Consider the following 16,939-nt stretch of genomic DNA (forward strand, 5'->3'; position numbering starts at 1 on the left):
CGGTGGGTGGGGAGGAGGGGTCGTGGGCACTGGGACTCACGAACAAAAAACAAACCGCGCAGCGAGCCTATCTCGGCTGTTGAGACGAACTGGGGAACACGACGTCCGACCAGCCCGTCAGGGCGACCGAGACGCGCTCACCGTAGTAGTTCCACGCGACGTTCCGCAATCTGACCACGTCGTCTTCTGCCAGCCAAGGTTGGTTGCTCTTCGCCCAACTGGTGAACTTGACCGTTCCCGTCTCGTCTTCGAGCAATCCGACTTGCGCGATCGAGGGGTGTGAGGGTGTCCACAATGTCTTCACCCGGCCCTCGATGTCGACCTCGCTCCGTCCCACCGATCCGATTTCATCGATAGGCACGATTGCTCCGGGTGTCGCTTTCACCTCTTCAAGAGTGTCGAGGACGGCCGTCTGCAGATCCGCCCCGGCGTTCATCCGCTCTGCAATCCGGACCTCGATACCCGACTAACCCTCAAGCCTACGCTGAGTTTCTGAACAACATCTCAACGATTGTTAGCGGCCAGGTCGGTGTCGATTCGGACTTGGCAAAGCGATTCGCCACTGATGCCATGCCACCCGAGGCGGTCGCGAACCGCCTCAGAGCACTCAAACGCGGCGAGTGGCTCGTGCGGCTCCCCGCTCACTTTGGCGAGCCAGAACCCCGACCGTTCGTCGTCAACTCCCCACCGCTCCCGGCTGGTCACTCTGAAAGCGACAACCCGCTCGATGGGACGGCGGCCGTCAGCTTCGACGCACAGTTGACCCTCATGGCCGAGGATGCCCTCGATGACTACTGCCTGCCGATCGGTTCCCACAGTACAGCGACCCGAACGGACGCGCCAGATGAGACTGGTGCGGACAGCGACCACGACCAGACGACACAGCGCGTCAAGTCGCCACTCGCACTCACCAAGTGCCTCCCCCCAACGGTCCAGTACGTCCCCGACTGGGACGCGCTGCAATGTACTGCGTGCGACAACCGCTATGACCCCTGTATCGATGGCATGCGCCGCGCCATCAGCTGCTGTAGCTCGCTGGCTGCTGTCGACCGCGACAAAATCCCGATCTGTGAGCTAAACCTCAAGTGCTCGCTCGAGGAACGCGCCGCAAGCGAGTGGAGCGACCAGCAGTTACTGTTCTTGCAGGCGGTCTACAACGCCCAGCAAGGACGCTATGACAAACTCGAGTACGACCTGCTCTCGGACTCGATGCTCCGACTCCAGGAGTACATCGGCCTCGACAGCGACGCCGTCCAGGCGTTACTCGACAGCGACGTGCTCAATCACGATGGCGACCACCCACACCGCCTGTATTCGGTCACGCCCGAGGGACGCGACGCCATCGGTGAGAGCTACCGCCTGGGTGTCGACTACGGTCACGGCAAGGGTGACCTCGAGGAATCGAGTCAACACGTCCTGGGGATGGGGGTCGCGATGCGCTGGCTCGAACAGGAGTTCCGCGATAACCCCGACTCAGACGTCACCGTGGTGTTTCCCTACTATGACCTCCCCGATTCCGACCACCGCCTCGACCTCGTCGGCCTCGACGACAACGGTGAAATCGTCGTCGCCGTCGAGGTCGAACGCATCAATCACGACGTCCGCGAAGCTGCTGTCTCGGACTTCGATAAGATGGCTGCCTACGACCCTGATGAAGCCATCTGGCTCGTCATGACACAGGACGATGGCCACACCCTCCTCGACGCACTGCGCGATCCCCCCGATGGCACGCCACGAGTCGAGGCGTCGTATGCAGCCACCACGCCGCCACAGCAGTTCACCATCGACACACCCGGTCTGACGAAAATCTACCCCGTAACCTGGCTTCGTGACCAACTCGAGGAGTACCAATAACTGCACATTGATTGACATCCCCCCACCGTGAACGGCGAGGCTTGCGCCTTGTTATTTTTCCTCACCGGCCAGCCCATCCCGAGTTCATGAACGTGGTCATGCGTTCATCTTATATTCGATGAGCAGATAGGAGGAGATGGAAACAGAGGGTTCGTATGAGCAGCGACGATACCAAGCACGTCCAGACAGAGTTGAGCGAGGACGAATACGAACGATTTCGCGAGTTCGCAAGGGAACACGAGCTATCGCTCAAAGAAGCTGGCCACGAGGCGCTTACCGAGTGGGTCGAGCGACAGGAGCGAGCGGATCCCAACGACCGTGCATTCACCGTTTTTGACGAGCTCGAAGCAGACTCCCTCCCAGCGTCCGCAGAGACGGACGCACGCGATGAAGACGATCTCGTTGACGAGTGGCACGGGAACGAAGAGTCCATGATGCTAGCTGACGATCCGTCCACCCACTCGTAGTCGATGGCAGAGCCTGTTGAAACACCCATCGGGCGGGTCACGGCCGAGCATTTCCGGCCAGGCCACGTTCGACACCAAGTCGTCGTCGGCCCAAAGTTCCTGTACGCGTTGTTCAATCCTCGAGAGCAAATGCACGGTGTCACGCGGGCGTTCATGGCGTTCGTCCGCGACGGGGACCTCCCCTATCGGCGACTCATCGTCAACGATCACATCGTCGATGAGGCGGCCACTCGGTTGAAAAAGCAGGCATCGATGCAGAACGCGGCGTCGTTCCTGAGGACGCTCGACGAAAGTAGACTCTATCAGTTCCAAACTGTCTCCGAGGCCGTATTCGATGAGGCCAAAGCAACGTTCGTCGAGTGGACCGATCTGGACGCTGCATTCACTGACTTTGTCGTCGCCGCCCATATGAACACCCTAGAGGTTGACCACATTCTCACCTTCGACCGGCACTACGATGCGTTCGATGTGACAACGCTCCCATATCACAGTCAGGACTGACAGAAAGTAGTGATCTACGCCACACTGGTTCGCTCGGTCGAGACCGACCTCGCAGGTTATCGTGGCAACTCGCCATCTGGACCAGTCAGACAGCCTGTCTTGAATGTCAAACCGACGCGGCAGAGGTACTTTCACCCACCGTCTGGTTCCCGGTACTGCCACTCCGGACAGGTGCAGGCTGGAATCCGTAGATCGATACCGTAGATACGCCCGGATGCACCACGGACCGCATACCGACTGCTCGTTCGGACCGTGAAAATGGAAGTAGATCTCCCAGCGACTGTGCCTCTGACACTCCGCATCGACATATTAATTGGCTGATGTATAAATGCACGTCAGACGGAAGGTTCTACTGACACTATTTCGGTGTGGCTGTCGAGTAGCTCGTGTCCGGTCTGCCTCGGCGACCCCGCTATAGAGTCCACATTCTGACCCTATCGAACGAGTGCCCGGCGTCAAGAGGTGAGGGGAAAGGGATAGCCGATTTCGGGCCACCCCTCATGTCCCACCCATTGGTTGTCAGAGGCTGTCCCCCCATCTGCGCTCATGTTCTCTGACCTACTGGTAATCCAGAAGCTACTGTGGCCACCGAATATGAGAGTAGTAATTGTGAGATTGAACGAGATTCATCTCCCGTCAACGCGGATGAATGCCACGGTACCGAACCACTGTGTTGGGATAGTAGGAGTTGTATTCCACTACACTCACTCCTCAGTCAGTTCCAGACGGTAGTGAATCCGCCATCGTCGATGGTGCCGTGAGTCGTGATGATCGCGTCCATTTCCTCAGCCCGGTGGCTGGCGTCGATGAGTCCATCGCGGTTGCTGAGCTCATCGACTAGTTGTGCATACTCGACGAGCGCATCATCGTCGATGGGAGCGACCGAGACTGGGCCGTAGAGGAGTGCCTGGCGTGCGTCCTCTGGGGAGCCGTTGAGCGTGCCACCCGGATGTCTGTATCACGTGACACTAAGTAGAGGACTTCGACCCGACCCTGTATATCAAAACATCTTCATTTCTTTTTATTAGTGCGAATGATGGATGTCTTCTCCCCGTCAGGAGGTTAGCTGGTCCAGCGGTTCCGGCCGCGGCAAGTCCCTGATTCGAGCGTGCGGTCTAAGGAAGTTCTTCTCGAACGCGATAGCGATGGTCACCAGCGACGCCACCGCGGTTACCGGCCAAGCGGAGGCTGCACCACTCTGTCAAAACCACCGACCACTCGGTCCACCAGACCAGACCCGAGCCAACGGGTCAGGGCTCTGGGACGCCGAGAACGTTGTCCGGTGTTCGAACGATGCGGTCGGCCGCTATCGTATCGATGTGGATGTCGGTGAGCCCGTCGAAGAAGACCTGTGTGCCTGCCATCGGGACGTCCATCACGGCGACCGGCTGACCGAACTGTGCTCATACGGAACTGCATCTGCTGACTGAAGCGGGACCCCGACGATCGTTGCCGATCCATGCGACGTCGAAGGAGGGTGGTAGTTGTACACCCCTGAAACGCTGTACAACGCACGTTCGGCGTCTATCATTGCCAGCAATCGTCAGTCGGACCGCATTGCGTCGAGGATGATGTCGGTGTCGCGCATTAATCGGTGTTCGAGGTAGCTCCCCTTGCTAGGCCCGCCGCCCGTATGCGTGGTGTCGGTGATACCCAGAAATGATTGCTCCTTGAGCAGGCGCGACACTCGGTCGTACGAGAGTGGGTCGGCTCCCTCAGACTCGGCGAAGTTGACGTACACGTCATAGATATCAGCTGTTCTGAACCGCGAGGCGTCACGTTGCTCGGTCAGGGCTGCGAGTGCTCGAAGGATGAGTTTCACATGAGGGGGTTGCCCGCTCACGAGTCGCTCAAACCGGTTGATCTCTGCCTGTCGAACGGCATCGTCGACGAAATTGACAGTCACGCGGTCGGCCCCGGCGCGCTCGGCTAGCTGCCCGGCCTCGTAAAACGTGTCCACGGCCTTGCGGGCATCCCCATGCTCGCGCGCTGCGAGCGCCGCTGTCTTGGTGACGACGGCGTCATCTAATACGCCCTGCTTGAAAGCGTCACGTCGGTTGTTGAGGATGTTGCTGAGTTGGTCAGCGTCATACGGGTCAAACACGAGTTCATTGTCCTGTAGACTCGAATCAACGCGTTCGTTGAGCCGCTCGCGGTATTCGATTTTGTTCGAGATGCAGATGACGCCAACGAACGCATCGGCCTTGCCCGATTCTCGAGCCCGCGAAAGACTGCGCAAAAGTTCGTCATCGGCGAGCTTGTCGATTTCGTCGAGAATCACGACGAACGCATCTACGTCATGAAGATCGAGAAGTTCCCACGTAATGTCGCGGTAGTCCGCTGCACCGATGCCGACTCGTGGGATGGTGCGGTCGGTGGTGAGTCGCTTGACTAGCTCACGTGCCATCTCGCGGCTAGCTTTTGCCTCGGTCTGGTAGTCCGAACAGTCGACGTACGCGTACTGGAGGGAGCGATCGTTCTCCGTCGCTCGTCGGTGGGCCTCCCGAGTGACACACCTCGCAACGAGTGACTTCCCGGTCCCTGTCTTCCCGTAGATGATGGTCGTCTCGGGTGGCCCGCCTTGTGTCGCCGGGCCCAACGCTCGCCCGACCTCGTTGATTTCATTGTCACGGCCGACGACGCGGTCAAGTTCCGGGACGTGGCCAACACGAACCAACTCCCGATTGGCGAAGATATCACCCGTCGCAAAGATATCATCGGTCATATGCCCACAACCATACCCCAGTAGTATAAATTCCCCATACCCCACACCGAGTGAAATGCTCAAATCATTACTCTGTGTCACTATAGAGGCCACTGAGTGCGTTTTATATACTCAATTGGTGTGAGAGACACACCTCGTACCGAGTGAGGAGAGTCCAATATGGAATCTGGTGATAACTGAAGCAAGAGGGAGCGTTGGTGTCGAAAGGCACGGCGATTTCGAACAGCGGGACTCACTCGGTACGAGGGGTGTGGGAAGCAGCAGACACCACTTCGAAATCACCCGACGTGATGCGTGACCGCTCACTCGGTACGAGGGGTGTCAGCAACGAACCGCCACTTCTGGTTGCGGCCTCTCCCCCGGTTCACCCTCACTCGGTGTGAGGTGTCCCTCTCGTGTTCGTAGTGATGCTTCCTCAGTTAGTTCCAGACGTTCGCGAATCCGCCATCGTCGATCATACCGTCGGTCGTAATTCTCGACTGTCTCTCAGCACTTACTCAGCCACAGTCTCTCGATTCGTTGCTCTATCGCTGTGAGGATGGTGGAGTATACCTCGGGTGGATGGAGCGAAGGAAGGTTGAGGTCAGTGACTCCGGTGACAGAGGGTGGCTCATCGGACTAGTATCGGTACACCGTGGCACGGGAGCGGGCGAAACGTGAGCGCACGCCCGCATCTGTGTCGAGATGCTGGAGTTGGCTGCCGAGAAAGGAATCGACGTTGGCTACTCGACAGAGGATCTCGAGCGAGACCTCGATCGGAACTGATCCGTGGTCGTCGTCGATTCCTCGGTCCTCATACCGCTGTCGTGGGTACATCGGTTGGAACTCATCGTCTCATAACCACAGTTCGACGCAATACGAACGACAGAGTTCGTGGAGACAGAGGTTCTTATCGAGTATCGCAAGACACTCCACGACGAGTTCATAGAGGGCTGCACCACGCAGACATCGAGATTCGAGCCACTCACGCTCCCACCGAAGGCGATGTCCCGCAGCCCAACCCCCAACTTGCATTTAGCATAGCTAAATTCATGTATGGTCGCCATATATTGTCCATCCATGCATGGATGAGCGCGAGATCGGAGCGTTGGCCCCAGGGAGGCTCATCCCATACGGGAGAGAGTCCTACTACAAACCAGAGCCGCTGCCGCCATCACGAGCACTCGATTTTGAGGCATCGTTCTATGAGACGCTCGCTGATGCGACATTTTGGCTCGGCCAGCTCAGTGGTGTGAGCCGGGAGCTTGAGTTCTCACCCGTCCTCTACACGTCGTTGCTCCGGAAGGAGGCGATAGAATCCGCCGAAATCGAAGGTGCAGATGTTGACTACAACGCACTCTACAGTCTCGAAACACAGGCGTTCGACAGTATATCGAATGACCCATCAGACGGGACACTCGCTTCAGCGTCGAACACGAAAGACACCCGTGAAGTGCTCAATTACGAGCAGGCCATAGAAGACGGGATAGCAGCTCTCGACGACGGCGAGGAACTCACGGTTGACCTCATGCATGCGCTTCACGAGACGCTTCTTACAGGAGTGTCAGGCGACCGTGTCGAGACCGACACAATTGGGGCATACAAGACGGTCCCAAATCATCTTGGGGGCTTTCTTCCACCGGTTCCAGACGCAGTTGACGGGCTAATGGAGGCGTTGATCACGTATTATAGAATCGGAGGGCGATATCACCCACTCATCGATATCGGGCTGTTTCACTACCAGTTCGAGACGATTCATCCATACGGTGATGGAAATGGTCGATTGGGGCGATTGCTCATAACGTTGCAGCTGTACGATACTGGCTACTTACAGCGGCCGAACCTCTACCTGAGTGAGTACTTCAATCGGAACAAGCCCGAGTATATCGATCGAATGCGTGCAGTCAGGTACGATGGCACGTGGGAGGCGTGGCTCTCGTTTTTCGTTCGCGGAATCGCCCAACAGGCCGAGGAATCGGTCGAGCGAACACTCGCACTCGATCGGCTTCGACGACGGTATGAAAACGAGTATGGAGGCCACTCCTACACGAAGAACAAACTTGCCTGTACGCTCTTCGAACACCCCTATCTCACGACCAAGACCGTCCAAACGCTCTTCGACGTCGAACAATCGACGGCGTATCGAGCGATTAGCAGTCTCGAAGACGACGGACTCCTCGAAGAAGTGACCGGGAAAGGACGAAACAAGGAGTATCGCGCCCGGGAAATATTCGATATTCTCGAACAGCCGCCCCAGACCTATTGAACGGGGTTGAGGCGTCCATCGGTTCGGTTCGAGCATGGCGTGTTCGTGGCTGCTCGGCTGGCTGTCGCTCTGCTGAAGGAGTGTCCTTCGACATTGGGATGGCAGTCTCCCTGCACCCGTCAGGGGGCGATAACTCTGTTAGCGAGCGAGTCTAGTCGCTCCTCGACGCTCGCGATGACGCCCCAGAGGGTTGGAGGTTGTGATAAAATGGCCCAATTCTGGCCCGGGTTCAGAGGCGTTAATAAAAGTAGAATTGCGCTTTTCGGTCATAACCGCCGTTTCGTGGTGGCGTCGCCGTGTAGCTCACCCGAGTGAGTTTCCTGATCAGGAACCGCTGTCTCGCTTTCGATGATGTGTCGCTCTCGGTCAAGGGCTCGTACCTCGACACCTCGCCACTCCCCGTCGATACCGATCAAGGCTTGTGAATACCCCTTTGCATCACTCCCAGGCGTCGCGTTCTGGACGAATCGCATCTCAGCAGAGTTCAGGTTGAACTCCTTGGCCCAGTGGTCGTCCATCGCATCGAGTTTGTTGAACTGCTTGATCGAACACTGATCGAGGATCGCCTCGGCCTCCGGGCGCTGGAAGAACTCATCGACCGTCTGCGTGATGAGGCGAATCGAGAGGTCGTGATGGCGATGATGCCTGAAGATCGTCTCCAGATACTCGAGCGTCGACGTCTCACTCAGGCAGTAGCGTGCTTCGTCGATGACGAACACCACCTCTTTCTCGACCTGTTTGGCGTGTTCATACACGAGTGAGATGAGCAACTCCATCAGGAGACTCGTGTGACCGCCGAGCGAGCCACCCTGTTGGACGAGATCGAGATAGACGACCGATTCATCGCGAATGTCGAATTCACTCGCTCGGCCGAGGTTTTCGAGTTGCCCACCGCCAGCAAATGGTCGAAGCTGGTTGAGCAACCAAAGTGCATCTGTCCTGATCTTCTCGGCTTCCCGCTCACTCCGGACGACCCAACCGGTTGCATCCTCGCTCATCTCCTCCAGGATATCGAGTGCATCGCGCACAGTGGGGCTCTCATTGTCGTGTGTCCGGACATCTGTGGTGATACCCTGTCGTGCATACGCTTCGTCGAACGCCCGTTCGAGGGTCGTCCGTCGATCGCCGAGAGTGACGCCTCGTAGGGCGAAGAAGTTCACGAAGAATCCGATCGCCTGATTGCGACGTTCGTTGAGCGGGCTGGCATCATCCCCTCGTCTGTTGAGTACGTGTGGTGGGGTCGGCTTGATCTCAAGCGGATTGAGACCGCGTGTGCCGCCCACGGTGATTCGCGTTGCACCCAGCGCTTTGGCGACGCCACGCCAGTTGTTGAGCGGTTCGAGGATGACGCCGATGCGGTCAGGGTCCTGTTCGAGCGAGCGGATGAACTGCTGTTTCGCGCTGAACGACTTGCCCGACCCGGGATCGCCGATGGTGAACATCGCATATCCATCCTCACGGGCGAACGGATCGACGACCAGTGGCGTCTGTGTCTTCGTGTGCGTCCCGACCTCGATGCCACCGGGTTCAAGGACGCTCGGATTGTGCGGTGAGGCGAGCAGTGCTCCGACTGCGCCACCGAGGGCGACGACGTCATGATGGAGCTGGTCGGTCCCGATGGGTGCGACCGAGCGAAGCCCACGGTCCTGTTCACAGACGGCGGTCTTCGGTGCGAGCCGGGCTGGCCGGTCACGGAGGATCGCCTGCACCTGGCGAACCGCATCCTCGAGTTCCTCACGACTCTCTGCCCGAACGGTCAGATACGTCGCAAGCGAGAACACGCGCTGGCCACTCTCGACGGCGGCGTAGGTCGACGCCGCTTCCTCAGCCCGCTCTCGCAGATAGCGGCCCCGAATCGTCCGCTCGATATCTGCATCCGCTCGGAGTCGTTCGGCGGTGTTGCGGAGTTCAGTCTCGGCCCGACGCTGTTGTTTCGGGACGAGATGGACCGAGCAGTCGAATTCGAGCGAACTCTCCTCGAAGAGCGAGCTCAGGAATCCATCACTCGGGTAGTCGGGGTAGCCAGCGATGTAGAGCGTCGTCGTCCACTGTTCGCCAACGCGCGCCGCTCGCGTCTCCCATTCGATTGCGGCCGGTGCAACTAGCGTCCGGTGTCGTTCGCCAAGTGACCCACTGCCATGTCCGTCTTCCTCGACCATTGCATCGAGTGCCTCACCGAGGTCGACAGTCGCTGGCGAGTCATCGCTTCGGCGACGAGCGAGGAGATTCGCAACGGTGATGAGCACGAGCACTGCTCCGATTCCGTACAGTGAGATGCCAGCCGGTGAACCGACTGGTGGAAGTGCCGACCAAATCCGTTCGAGAACCGCCCGCTGATAGACGAGTGCCGTCATTCGGCATCACCTCGGCGCTCTGCGTCGACCGCGGATTCACGCCGATACTCGGTTTCCTCGACTGATGTCCCACTCCAGAACTGTGCCGCGAGGCCGATGATATCGAGTGTACTGCACCGAGATGTCGTCCAGCCAGGCACCTGATCGACGAACTCGGTATCGATCGTCTGCAGGCGGCGATCCAGCAGGTCGACCATCCGGTCGTGGATCTCACTCTCTGTGTACGTCGTCCGCCGCGTGACGAATGGTGTGAACAGCACCCCGACGAGCGGGATAGCAGCGAGTTTCTCACCGGGGGTTCGTTCTCGTTCGTTGCGGGTGTACACCTCGAAGCGGTCGACCTCCGTTCCGAGATAGTAGTGGAGTTCCTGGGTCGCATCGAGTTCCGCGGGTCGCTGTTCACGGTACTCTTCGATGAGCCCCTGGAGCGTTGGCGTCGACTCGAGCGCTGGGTCCTCAAGCCGATCTTCCAGTCGGTCGACCAACATCTCCACTGGAAACGAACGGGTCGTGACGTAGAGTCTGAGTGGGAACTCGGCCTCTGTGTTGGCGAACGTCGCCGCCGTCTGCTGGAGTGCGGCCCAGTCCCCAGACATGGCAAAGTCCATCGTATCGGGATGGAGTTCGAGGTAGCCCTGTAGCGCGCCGTCGCTCCGTTCGACAGCGCCAACACCTGGCCAGGCTCGCTCGATGGCCGTCAGGTCCTGCGTCCGTTCATCGAGCGTGATTGGGAGGCGGTCGACGAGGCCACCCTGTGTCGATGCTCGCTCTGCGTCAGCTGGTGTCCCGAGCGTTACCCGAGGCCGAAGGAGGATGTATCGAGTAACGTTATGGAGCCACGTCCACGCGCTCAGGTGCCGTGGAGCCGCGTAGACGATCATCACACTGAGTGCGAGCCCTGCACAACTCAGTGGCAAGACGAGTCTATCCAGTCCGGTGAGACTCCCGATGACCACCCCGAGCAGTGGCCCACCGAACAGCACGCCGACGTCGCCTTCCTCAATACCGAACAGCGGCAGTCTGCTGGTCTCTCCGAGACCGTCCATGATACGTCGCGTTGCGCGGTCAGATGTCGAATCCATCAGTAGTAACTCGGGTCGTTTTCCGCACGCCGGTAGGCCGGAACGCCACCGTCAGCCGACCGCGGTGCGATATTGTCGTTCGTCGATTGCTGTGCTGGTTGAGAGGGCTCGCTGCGGTCAGAGAACGCCCGCTGGGAGAGTACCTGGCCGGTTGCGGCTTTCGGGCCCCACCGAGCGGCGGTGGTGGCTGCGTAGGGACCCGCTGCGTAGCCGGCTCCGACGACGCTTCCAACGGTTACGGCAGCGACTGAGGCGGTGCCGACGACGCGAGCCGTGAGCGGGCTCGCATACCTGAACGTCTTCCACGTGATGAACAGGGCGAGCATCGGCAACGAGATGACGACGAGATACTGCAAGAACGCACTCTCTGGGACCACCATGGCGTCTCCCACGAACAGTAGCTCATAGCCACGAAACAGAACCGCAGCCGGGAGGGGAAGTGCGGCTAGCGGTATCATCTGTTTGCAGAGTCGCGAGGCAATCTCAGAGAGGACTGGGACGTTTCCGAAGGCGATGGCGAGTCCGATCGGCATCCCGTAGAGGTAGATGTAGAGCAGAATCTCGCGCAGGAAGAAGACAGCCTCCAGCGCAACCATCGAGAGCCCACCGAGGACGGCCATTATGAGGGTGATTGCGGGGTTTCCTACGGCAGTTGGTAGGATACCGAGCAGAGCCCTTGTGATAGCATCTAAGTCAGGGAGGAGTGCTATAGTCATCCCATCAATCAGGTAAAGCCCAAGTACTGCAACCCAGTACCAAGCGACAATCAGGAACGCTCCTGTCCAAGCTGAATGACGCGTTTTGCGCCCGTTGTAGGTGCTTCCCATATTGAAAATACGAATCGCATGCCGCGTTTGGACAGACAGAACAAGGATGAGTAACGCGAGTAGCATCGTCTCACCTCCAACGATTGATTCATAGATTCCTTGCCAAGGTTGGTCAGATGAACTGGGCGAACCAAACACAACATCCGATCCAGAACCCTCTGGAAGGGGAGTATCGAAGAAGTCTGGAGCGAGCTCATTTAGACCCTCTCCGATCTCAGTAGCGAACCAGCCGATGATTTGACCGATTATATCGGAGAACCACTTGACTCCAAAGTCAACGAGCGGAAGCGACTGCACTCAATCAGCCTCCGTAAGAGTAGTTTTACACTCGTACCGATCTGCGCCTTCAGAATAACTAACATTCCCCACCCACCGCGCTTCTCGCTGGCCGTGACTGTACAGAACGGACACAGTGATTGACCCATCACCGGGGCGGCATCCTCCTGATGTCTGCGCCCATGAAAAGGGTAGTGTCGTACTGTAGAGGGTCTCCTTCTTACCACTAAGGAGGACCAGTTCTTCAACGTCACCGCCAGCTTCCAAATTATAGATGCCACTTCGTCGTGCTTCCGATTGGATTTTACCCCTTTCCGATGGATTTGGAACTCCTCCTCCGAATAATAGACCAGCAATTGCAGCGGGACCTGTCCCGCTATTCAGAACTGTCGCAATTGCCTCGACTTTGCGAGAGTTTCCAAGCGAATCTGGCATCTCGTCCATGTGATTCGCACCAACACGAACGTCGAGAATCTCTATCTCCGGCGCAATCTCCAATGCAGTCGTCGCGATCTGCTCGTCATCACGAACGGCGTGAATGCGATACTCACCCGGGGTGTAGCGGGTTCCGATCTCCACGCTGACCCGCGTTGCCCCTGTCGTCACAGTGCGATCAGCGAAGGCTGCACCCGAGGGGTCGATGACTGTGAGCCGGTCGACGGTCGTCTCCGGTCGTAGTTCGATGACGAGGGTCGTTCCCTCGATGCGGGCAGCCTGAATCGCCCCGCTCCCGTTCGTTCCATTACTCGTCGATGCCGAACCGTTTGTCTCACTTCCGAGGCTGAGACAGCCAGCCAGTCCTGCCGTGAGACTACCGGCCGCGGCGAGAAGCGTTCGTCGTGTGTAGTGTGTCATGAGTATCGTGACCCGGTGAAGAGTCGGCTGAGCGTTCGCCCAGCGAATACTGCGAGCAACAGCGGTGCGAGCCAGACCAGCGCGTCGACGGCGAGCCACAACCACTCCAGTGGGTTCATCAGTGGATGCCACCGCGTCGACGCGGTCGCTGGTGTGTAGGCGACGTCCTGTGTCAACCAGGACTCTGGGTGATATCGGGCCGAGTACGCTCCAGAGTCGGCGACGGTGACAACGGCCATCCCCGATTCGTTCGTCTCGACAGTCTGGCCAGCGATCGTGAGCGACCCCTCGCGGTCCGGAATCGTAATCGGCCCAGTTGGGGGTCGGTCGTACTCCCCGAGGAAGATGGGGTCGCCACTCGCCGCTTCGCGAAGCGTCGCCAGCAGCCTCACGCCATCGTCAGTGTGGTCGAGGACGCGAAGTGAGAGCTCGCTCTGGCGAATCGTCTGCTCGGCGTCGGTCACCGAGAGCGTCGTGTTCACGCCGCGGACGACCCCGCTGACCGTGACCTGCTCGCCAATCGTCTCGTGGCGGGTCTCGATTCCCCACGTCGTGTTGTAGGGCTGCTCGACGACGTCCACGAGGATATGAGTCCCAAGGACGGGGGGAGCACTCCTCGTCCCCCACGTCCGGACCATGTCGATACTCCCACCAGTCGGTCTGGCCTGCGGCCCTATCTCCGAGGGATAGGCGTGGACAGCGACTGGTCTCGACGGTGCGTCGATCGTCGTCGTTCCCGTCGAATTCCGCGCAATGAGTTGGTCCCAGTCCCCATCACTGGCCGTGTAGTATCGCCAGACACTCCGGACGTGTTCGCGCTCTCCAAACGAATACCCCTGCCAGGGTTCGATCTGGGCGACAGCAACCCCGATATCTCCGTCTGGATAGCGAACCGTCCGCAGTAGGGGATCGAGTCGATAGACACGGACTGAGCGAGTCGCGCGAACAGTGATGGTCTCCTCGGAGATGCCTGTCGAGGGAGCCGAACTGGTCGTCGAATTGCCTACCGACGCGTTCGTCCCCGACGTGTTGTTCGAGCGCGGGAGCGGGCCCTCGACCTGAGCAGTGATGTTCGCCTCGAGTGTCAGCATCGCTGACCGGCCAGTGAGATTGTATTCGAGGATGGGTCGATGTGACCCATTGGTGCGAGCGATAACCGTCTCGTTGACCAGTAGTCGAACCTCATCGATACGGTGACCGACGCTCTGATTGGCGAGCGTCGTGTTACCGAGTGCGAGCCGGTAGTCGATGATACCGCGGACAGTGCCGTTCGGCGGGACAGCGAGCGTCGTCTCGTTCGGTGCGTCGTGGAGGTACGTCCCAGGCGTGACAGCGAAGACAGCGACGTAGGCATCCCTGATGACCTGCCCATCAACGCGATCCGTCCCCTGGGGAGCGACTGACGTGGTTGCGTTCCCTGGCTCGAATGCGAGATGAGCGTGGCGTGACCACGTGCTGGCCGTTGCTGGCGGCCGTGAGAACGTGATGTCCGTCGCGTTCGCCAGCTCGGCCATCGCCGACCGCGATTCTCCATAGGCCTCCAGATAGGCCGCGTTCGTGATGTAGCCACTGTCGTTATCACGAGACCACAGCGTGGCTGACTCGTTCGCAGAAAGGCCAGTATCGGCCCCCGGACTCGGGTCAGACTGCATCGCAGTCCCGGTCGCGAGTCCGGCGAGTGGCAGTGCTACGATGAGGAGGATGGCAAGCAGGCGACTGTCGTGACGGCCACCCATCCTCAGAATGGGATGAGGTCGACACAGTTCGCGATGGGGAGGTTCATCGTCGTCCCCGCGACGGTGAACAGCGGCCCGAGACAAACCAGGACCCCTGCGGATTTGAGTGCCGTTCGTTTGTGATTCCGAATCGAAGCCTTCTGCTCGCGGCCAATCATGACCATCTCCATCAAGGAATCAGCCTGCCAGACGATCAGCAGGCCCATCACACCGAGAGCAGTCGTGATCTGGATGAACCCTTCGATCATCCCGGCAAGCGTGTTTGAATCGTCCGTACAGATTGGGTTCTCCTCCTGTGCACTGACCGGGGCAGTCCCTGCTGTGAGCATGACCAAGAGGATGAAAACCACCAGACTGAGGCGGCGGATACTCACCATCGGGAGGTCTGGCCCCGATTCGGCGGCCGAGAGGGACCGATCTCTGCTGAGGAGGTGCCCCACGCTCCACCTGGCTGCTCGGCGAAGTGTGCATGCCATAGCATTTCCGTCATATCCGAAACCGAATTCAAATGGATTCTGAAGCATCGAGCATCCAATTCAGGTAGTACAGCATAAAATTTCTGTCTAGTAATTAAAAATGAAAACGAGGTGTGCTAATGCACGGAGATGTTCAGCTTGATGTCGTGAGAGATGGCGAGTTGGGCCCAGGGTTCCTAGTCGTGAGAATCCTGATCTCGCACAGCCGGGGGTGTACTCAATGGACTGCTTGACGTTGAGACAGCTCAGCGAAACAGCCGGGTCCAAATCGACTCCGAACCGTCTGCAGACTCAGGTTCCTCAGGAGTGGCTGCTCGTGCGGTTTCGAGTTCGTCTCGCAACTCGGCGTTCGTCTCCTCAAGCGATTGGACTTCCGCCACGAGAGATTCGATCGTCTCGCGTCTGTCTGTGAGGGTCTGAGAGAGCTGGTTCAGTTCCTGTTGGAGCCCCTTAATCAACTCAGCCTGGGAATTCTCTCCGGCACTGCCTTCTGGCTCGGCCGACGCTGAACGGGATGGAGTATAGAAATCGCTGGTCCCTGCAATCGCCCGTTCGAGTGTCTTCTCCCCGTAGGTACTCCCATCGGCGAAATGCACCTCGTCCCACTTGCTACGATACAAGCCTGAGTCCCGAAACAACCGATCCATCTGGGTGGCATCGCCTCCACTCCAGAACGCGAGCATCGAATTGAGTGCCATATCCGCCTCTGAGTGGCTGTCGTAGCCTGCTGTCGACCCACTCCAGAGGCCAGTAAACTTCTGGCCGTTGGCTGCCTGTTGAGCACGCTCGATGAGGTCCTCATCAGCGAGTTCCGAGGGTCCAGACGGCTGCTGTGGTGTGGGCGTGGCCTCTTCTTCAGCAGGCCCACCGATGTGTTCACGGTGAACTGCTCTTAGCTCGTCTGTCCGCTCGTTGATTGTGTCTGGTGTGCCCTGAACATGTGCTCCAGTCACGGTGAAAAATCGAGCAGCCTCATACAGTTCGACGTCCCCACTGCGATTGCCGCCCTCTGGGAGCGACCCGTGAACGAGGACGTGCACGCCAGTACCTGACGGACTCACCTCCGTGTAAGATGCCAGGGCGTCGATAATCGCTTGTGCCCACACGTGGATGGTCTCGGTTTCGGCGACACGGCAATGGTCGAGGTCGACGCCAACGAATGGATCCTCTTCGGTGAACACGAAACCGATACCGTCTGCTTCATCGGTTCTCGCGAATTGGTGAGCGATGTCGAAGGCTGTCCACGTTGCTGGGTCAGTTGTCGATGCGAAGTGGCCTGTCGACGGGTTAATCGGGACTTTCGTTTGCGCGTCACCACGGGTTTCGCTTCGCCAGCAGATCCACTGGTCGTACTCACGAAGCGATTCGGGAAGCGTATCTGCGGTCGGGAGTGGTGTGGTCATCTCTCGCCAAGCACCATACTCATCCAGTGGGTGGCGACCACCCTCGAAGAGTACGTCATCAGTCTGGCCTCTTGAGCGGAGCATGAAGACCGTTGTGGCACTCTCAACAGCTCTGACCAGTCTAAGCGACAATTCGAA

Annotated in this window: 14 protein-coding genes; 4 read left to right on the plus strand and 10 right to left on the minus strand. The window is 58.7% G+C overall.

All coding sequences use genetic code 11. From position 1 onward, the window contains the following. Window positions 1-67: 67 nt before the first annotated feature. Window positions 68-436, minus strand: a complete 369-nt coding sequence (locus MX571_RS14430) for a hypothetical protein (RefSeq protein WP_247417997.1) — start codon at window positions 434-436, stop codon at window positions 68-70. 134 nt (window positions 437-570) lie between these two features. On the opposite strand from MX571_RS14430, the gene MX571_RS14435 reads away from it, so the two are divergent. The 3 genes from MX571_RS14435 to MX571_RS14445 all read left to right on the plus strand — a co-directional run bounded on the left by MX571_RS14435 (window position 571) and on the right by MX571_RS14445 (window position 2,822). After that, window positions 571-1,854: a hypothetical protein gene (locus MX571_RS14435; protein WP_247417998.1), complete on the plus strand. Its 1,284-nt coding sequence runs from the start codon at window positions 571-573 to the stop codon at window positions 1,852-1,854. A 155-nt stretch (window positions 1,855-2,009) separates the two neighbouring features. After that, a complete protein-coding gene (locus MX571_RS14440) occupies window positions 2,010-2,321 on the plus strand; it encodes a hypothetical protein (protein ID WP_247417999.1) in 312 nt (103 codons plus the stop codon). Window positions 2,322-2,450: 129 nt separating this feature from the next. Further along, a complete protein-coding gene (locus MX571_RS14445; RefSeq protein ID WP_247418000.1) occupies window positions 2,451-2,822 on the plus strand; it encodes a type II toxin-antitoxin system VapC family toxin in 372 nt (123 codons plus the stop codon). Window positions 2,823-4,072: 1,250 nt separating this feature from the next. Here MX571_RS14445 and MX571_RS22480 read toward each other — a convergent pair. Both MX571_RS22480 and MX571_RS14450 read right to left on the minus strand, forming a co-directional pair. Beyond that, window positions 4,073-4,198, minus strand: a complete 126-nt coding sequence (locus MX571_RS22480) for a hypothetical protein (RefSeq protein WP_282594494.1) — start codon at window positions 4,196-4,198, stop codon at window positions 4,073-4,075. Between the two features lie 167 nt (window positions 4,199-4,365). Continuing rightward, a complete protein-coding gene (locus tag MX571_RS14450; RefSeq protein ID WP_247418008.1) occupies window positions 4,366-5,547 on the minus strand; it encodes a Cdc6/Cdc18 family protein in 1,182 nt (393 codons plus the stop codon). A 1,063-nt stretch (window positions 5,548-6,610) separates the two neighbouring features. Between MX571_RS14450 and MX571_RS14455 the strand changes: the two genes are divergently transcribed. Beyond that, a complete protein-coding gene (locus tag MX571_RS14455; RefSeq protein WP_247418010.1) occupies window positions 6,611-7,792 on the plus strand; it encodes a Fic family protein in 1,182 nt (393 codons plus the stop codon). A gap of 266 nt (window positions 7,793-8,058) precedes the next feature. Here the strand turns inward: MX571_RS14455 and MX571_RS14460 are convergent, their stop codons facing one another. The 7 genes from MX571_RS14460 to MX571_RS14490 form a co-directional block, all read right to left on the minus strand. Next, a complete protein-coding gene (locus MX571_RS14460; RefSeq protein WP_247418012.1) occupies window positions 8,059-10,146 on the minus strand; it encodes a VirB4 family type IV secretion system protein in 2,088 nt (695 codons plus the stop codon). Further along, window positions 10,143-11,192, minus strand: coding sequence for a TraC-like domain-containing protein (locus tag MX571_RS14465; protein ID WP_247418013.1), 1,050 nt, complete (start codon window positions 11,190-11,192; stop codon window positions 10,143-10,145). Before MX571_RS14465 ends, MX571_RS14460 begins: the two co-directional genes overlap by 4 nt. A gap of 35 nt (window positions 11,193-11,227) precedes the next feature. Then, on the minus strand, window positions 11,228-12,352 hold the full coding sequence (locus MX571_RS14470) for a TrbL/VirB6 family protein (RefSeq protein WP_247418014.1): 1,125 nt from the start codon (window positions 12,350-12,352) through the stop codon (window positions 11,228-11,230). After that, entirely contained in the window at window positions 12,353-13,186 is an 834-nt protein-coding gene (locus MX571_RS14475) for a hypothetical protein (RefSeq protein ID WP_247418015.1), read from the minus strand. Next, on the minus strand, window positions 13,183-14,700 hold the full coding sequence (locus tag MX571_RS14480) for a DUF8186 domain-containing protein (RefSeq protein ID WP_247418016.1): 1,518 nt from the start codon (window positions 14,698-14,700) through the stop codon (window positions 13,183-13,185). The genes MX571_RS14475 and MX571_RS14480 overlap by 4 nt, the downstream gene beginning before the upstream one ends. A gap of 224 nt (window positions 14,701-14,924) precedes the next feature. Then, window positions 14,925-15,446: a DUF7985 family protein gene (locus tag MX571_RS22915; RefSeq protein ID WP_247418017.1), complete on the minus strand. Its 522-nt coding sequence runs from the start codon at window positions 15,444-15,446 to the stop codon at window positions 14,925-14,927. A gap of 197 nt (window positions 15,447-15,643) precedes the next feature. Beyond that, window positions 15,644-16,801, minus strand: coding sequence for a phage NrS-1 polymerase family protein (locus MX571_RS14490; RefSeq protein ID WP_247418019.1), 1,158 nt, complete (start codon window positions 16,799-16,801; stop codon window positions 15,644-15,646). Window positions 16,802-16,939: the final 138 nt, after the last annotated feature.

The organism is Halomarina salina (assembly GCF_023074835.1).
Classification (GTDB): domain Archaea; phylum Halobacteriota; class Halobacteria; order Halobacteriales; family Haloarculaceae; genus Halomarina; species Halomarina salina.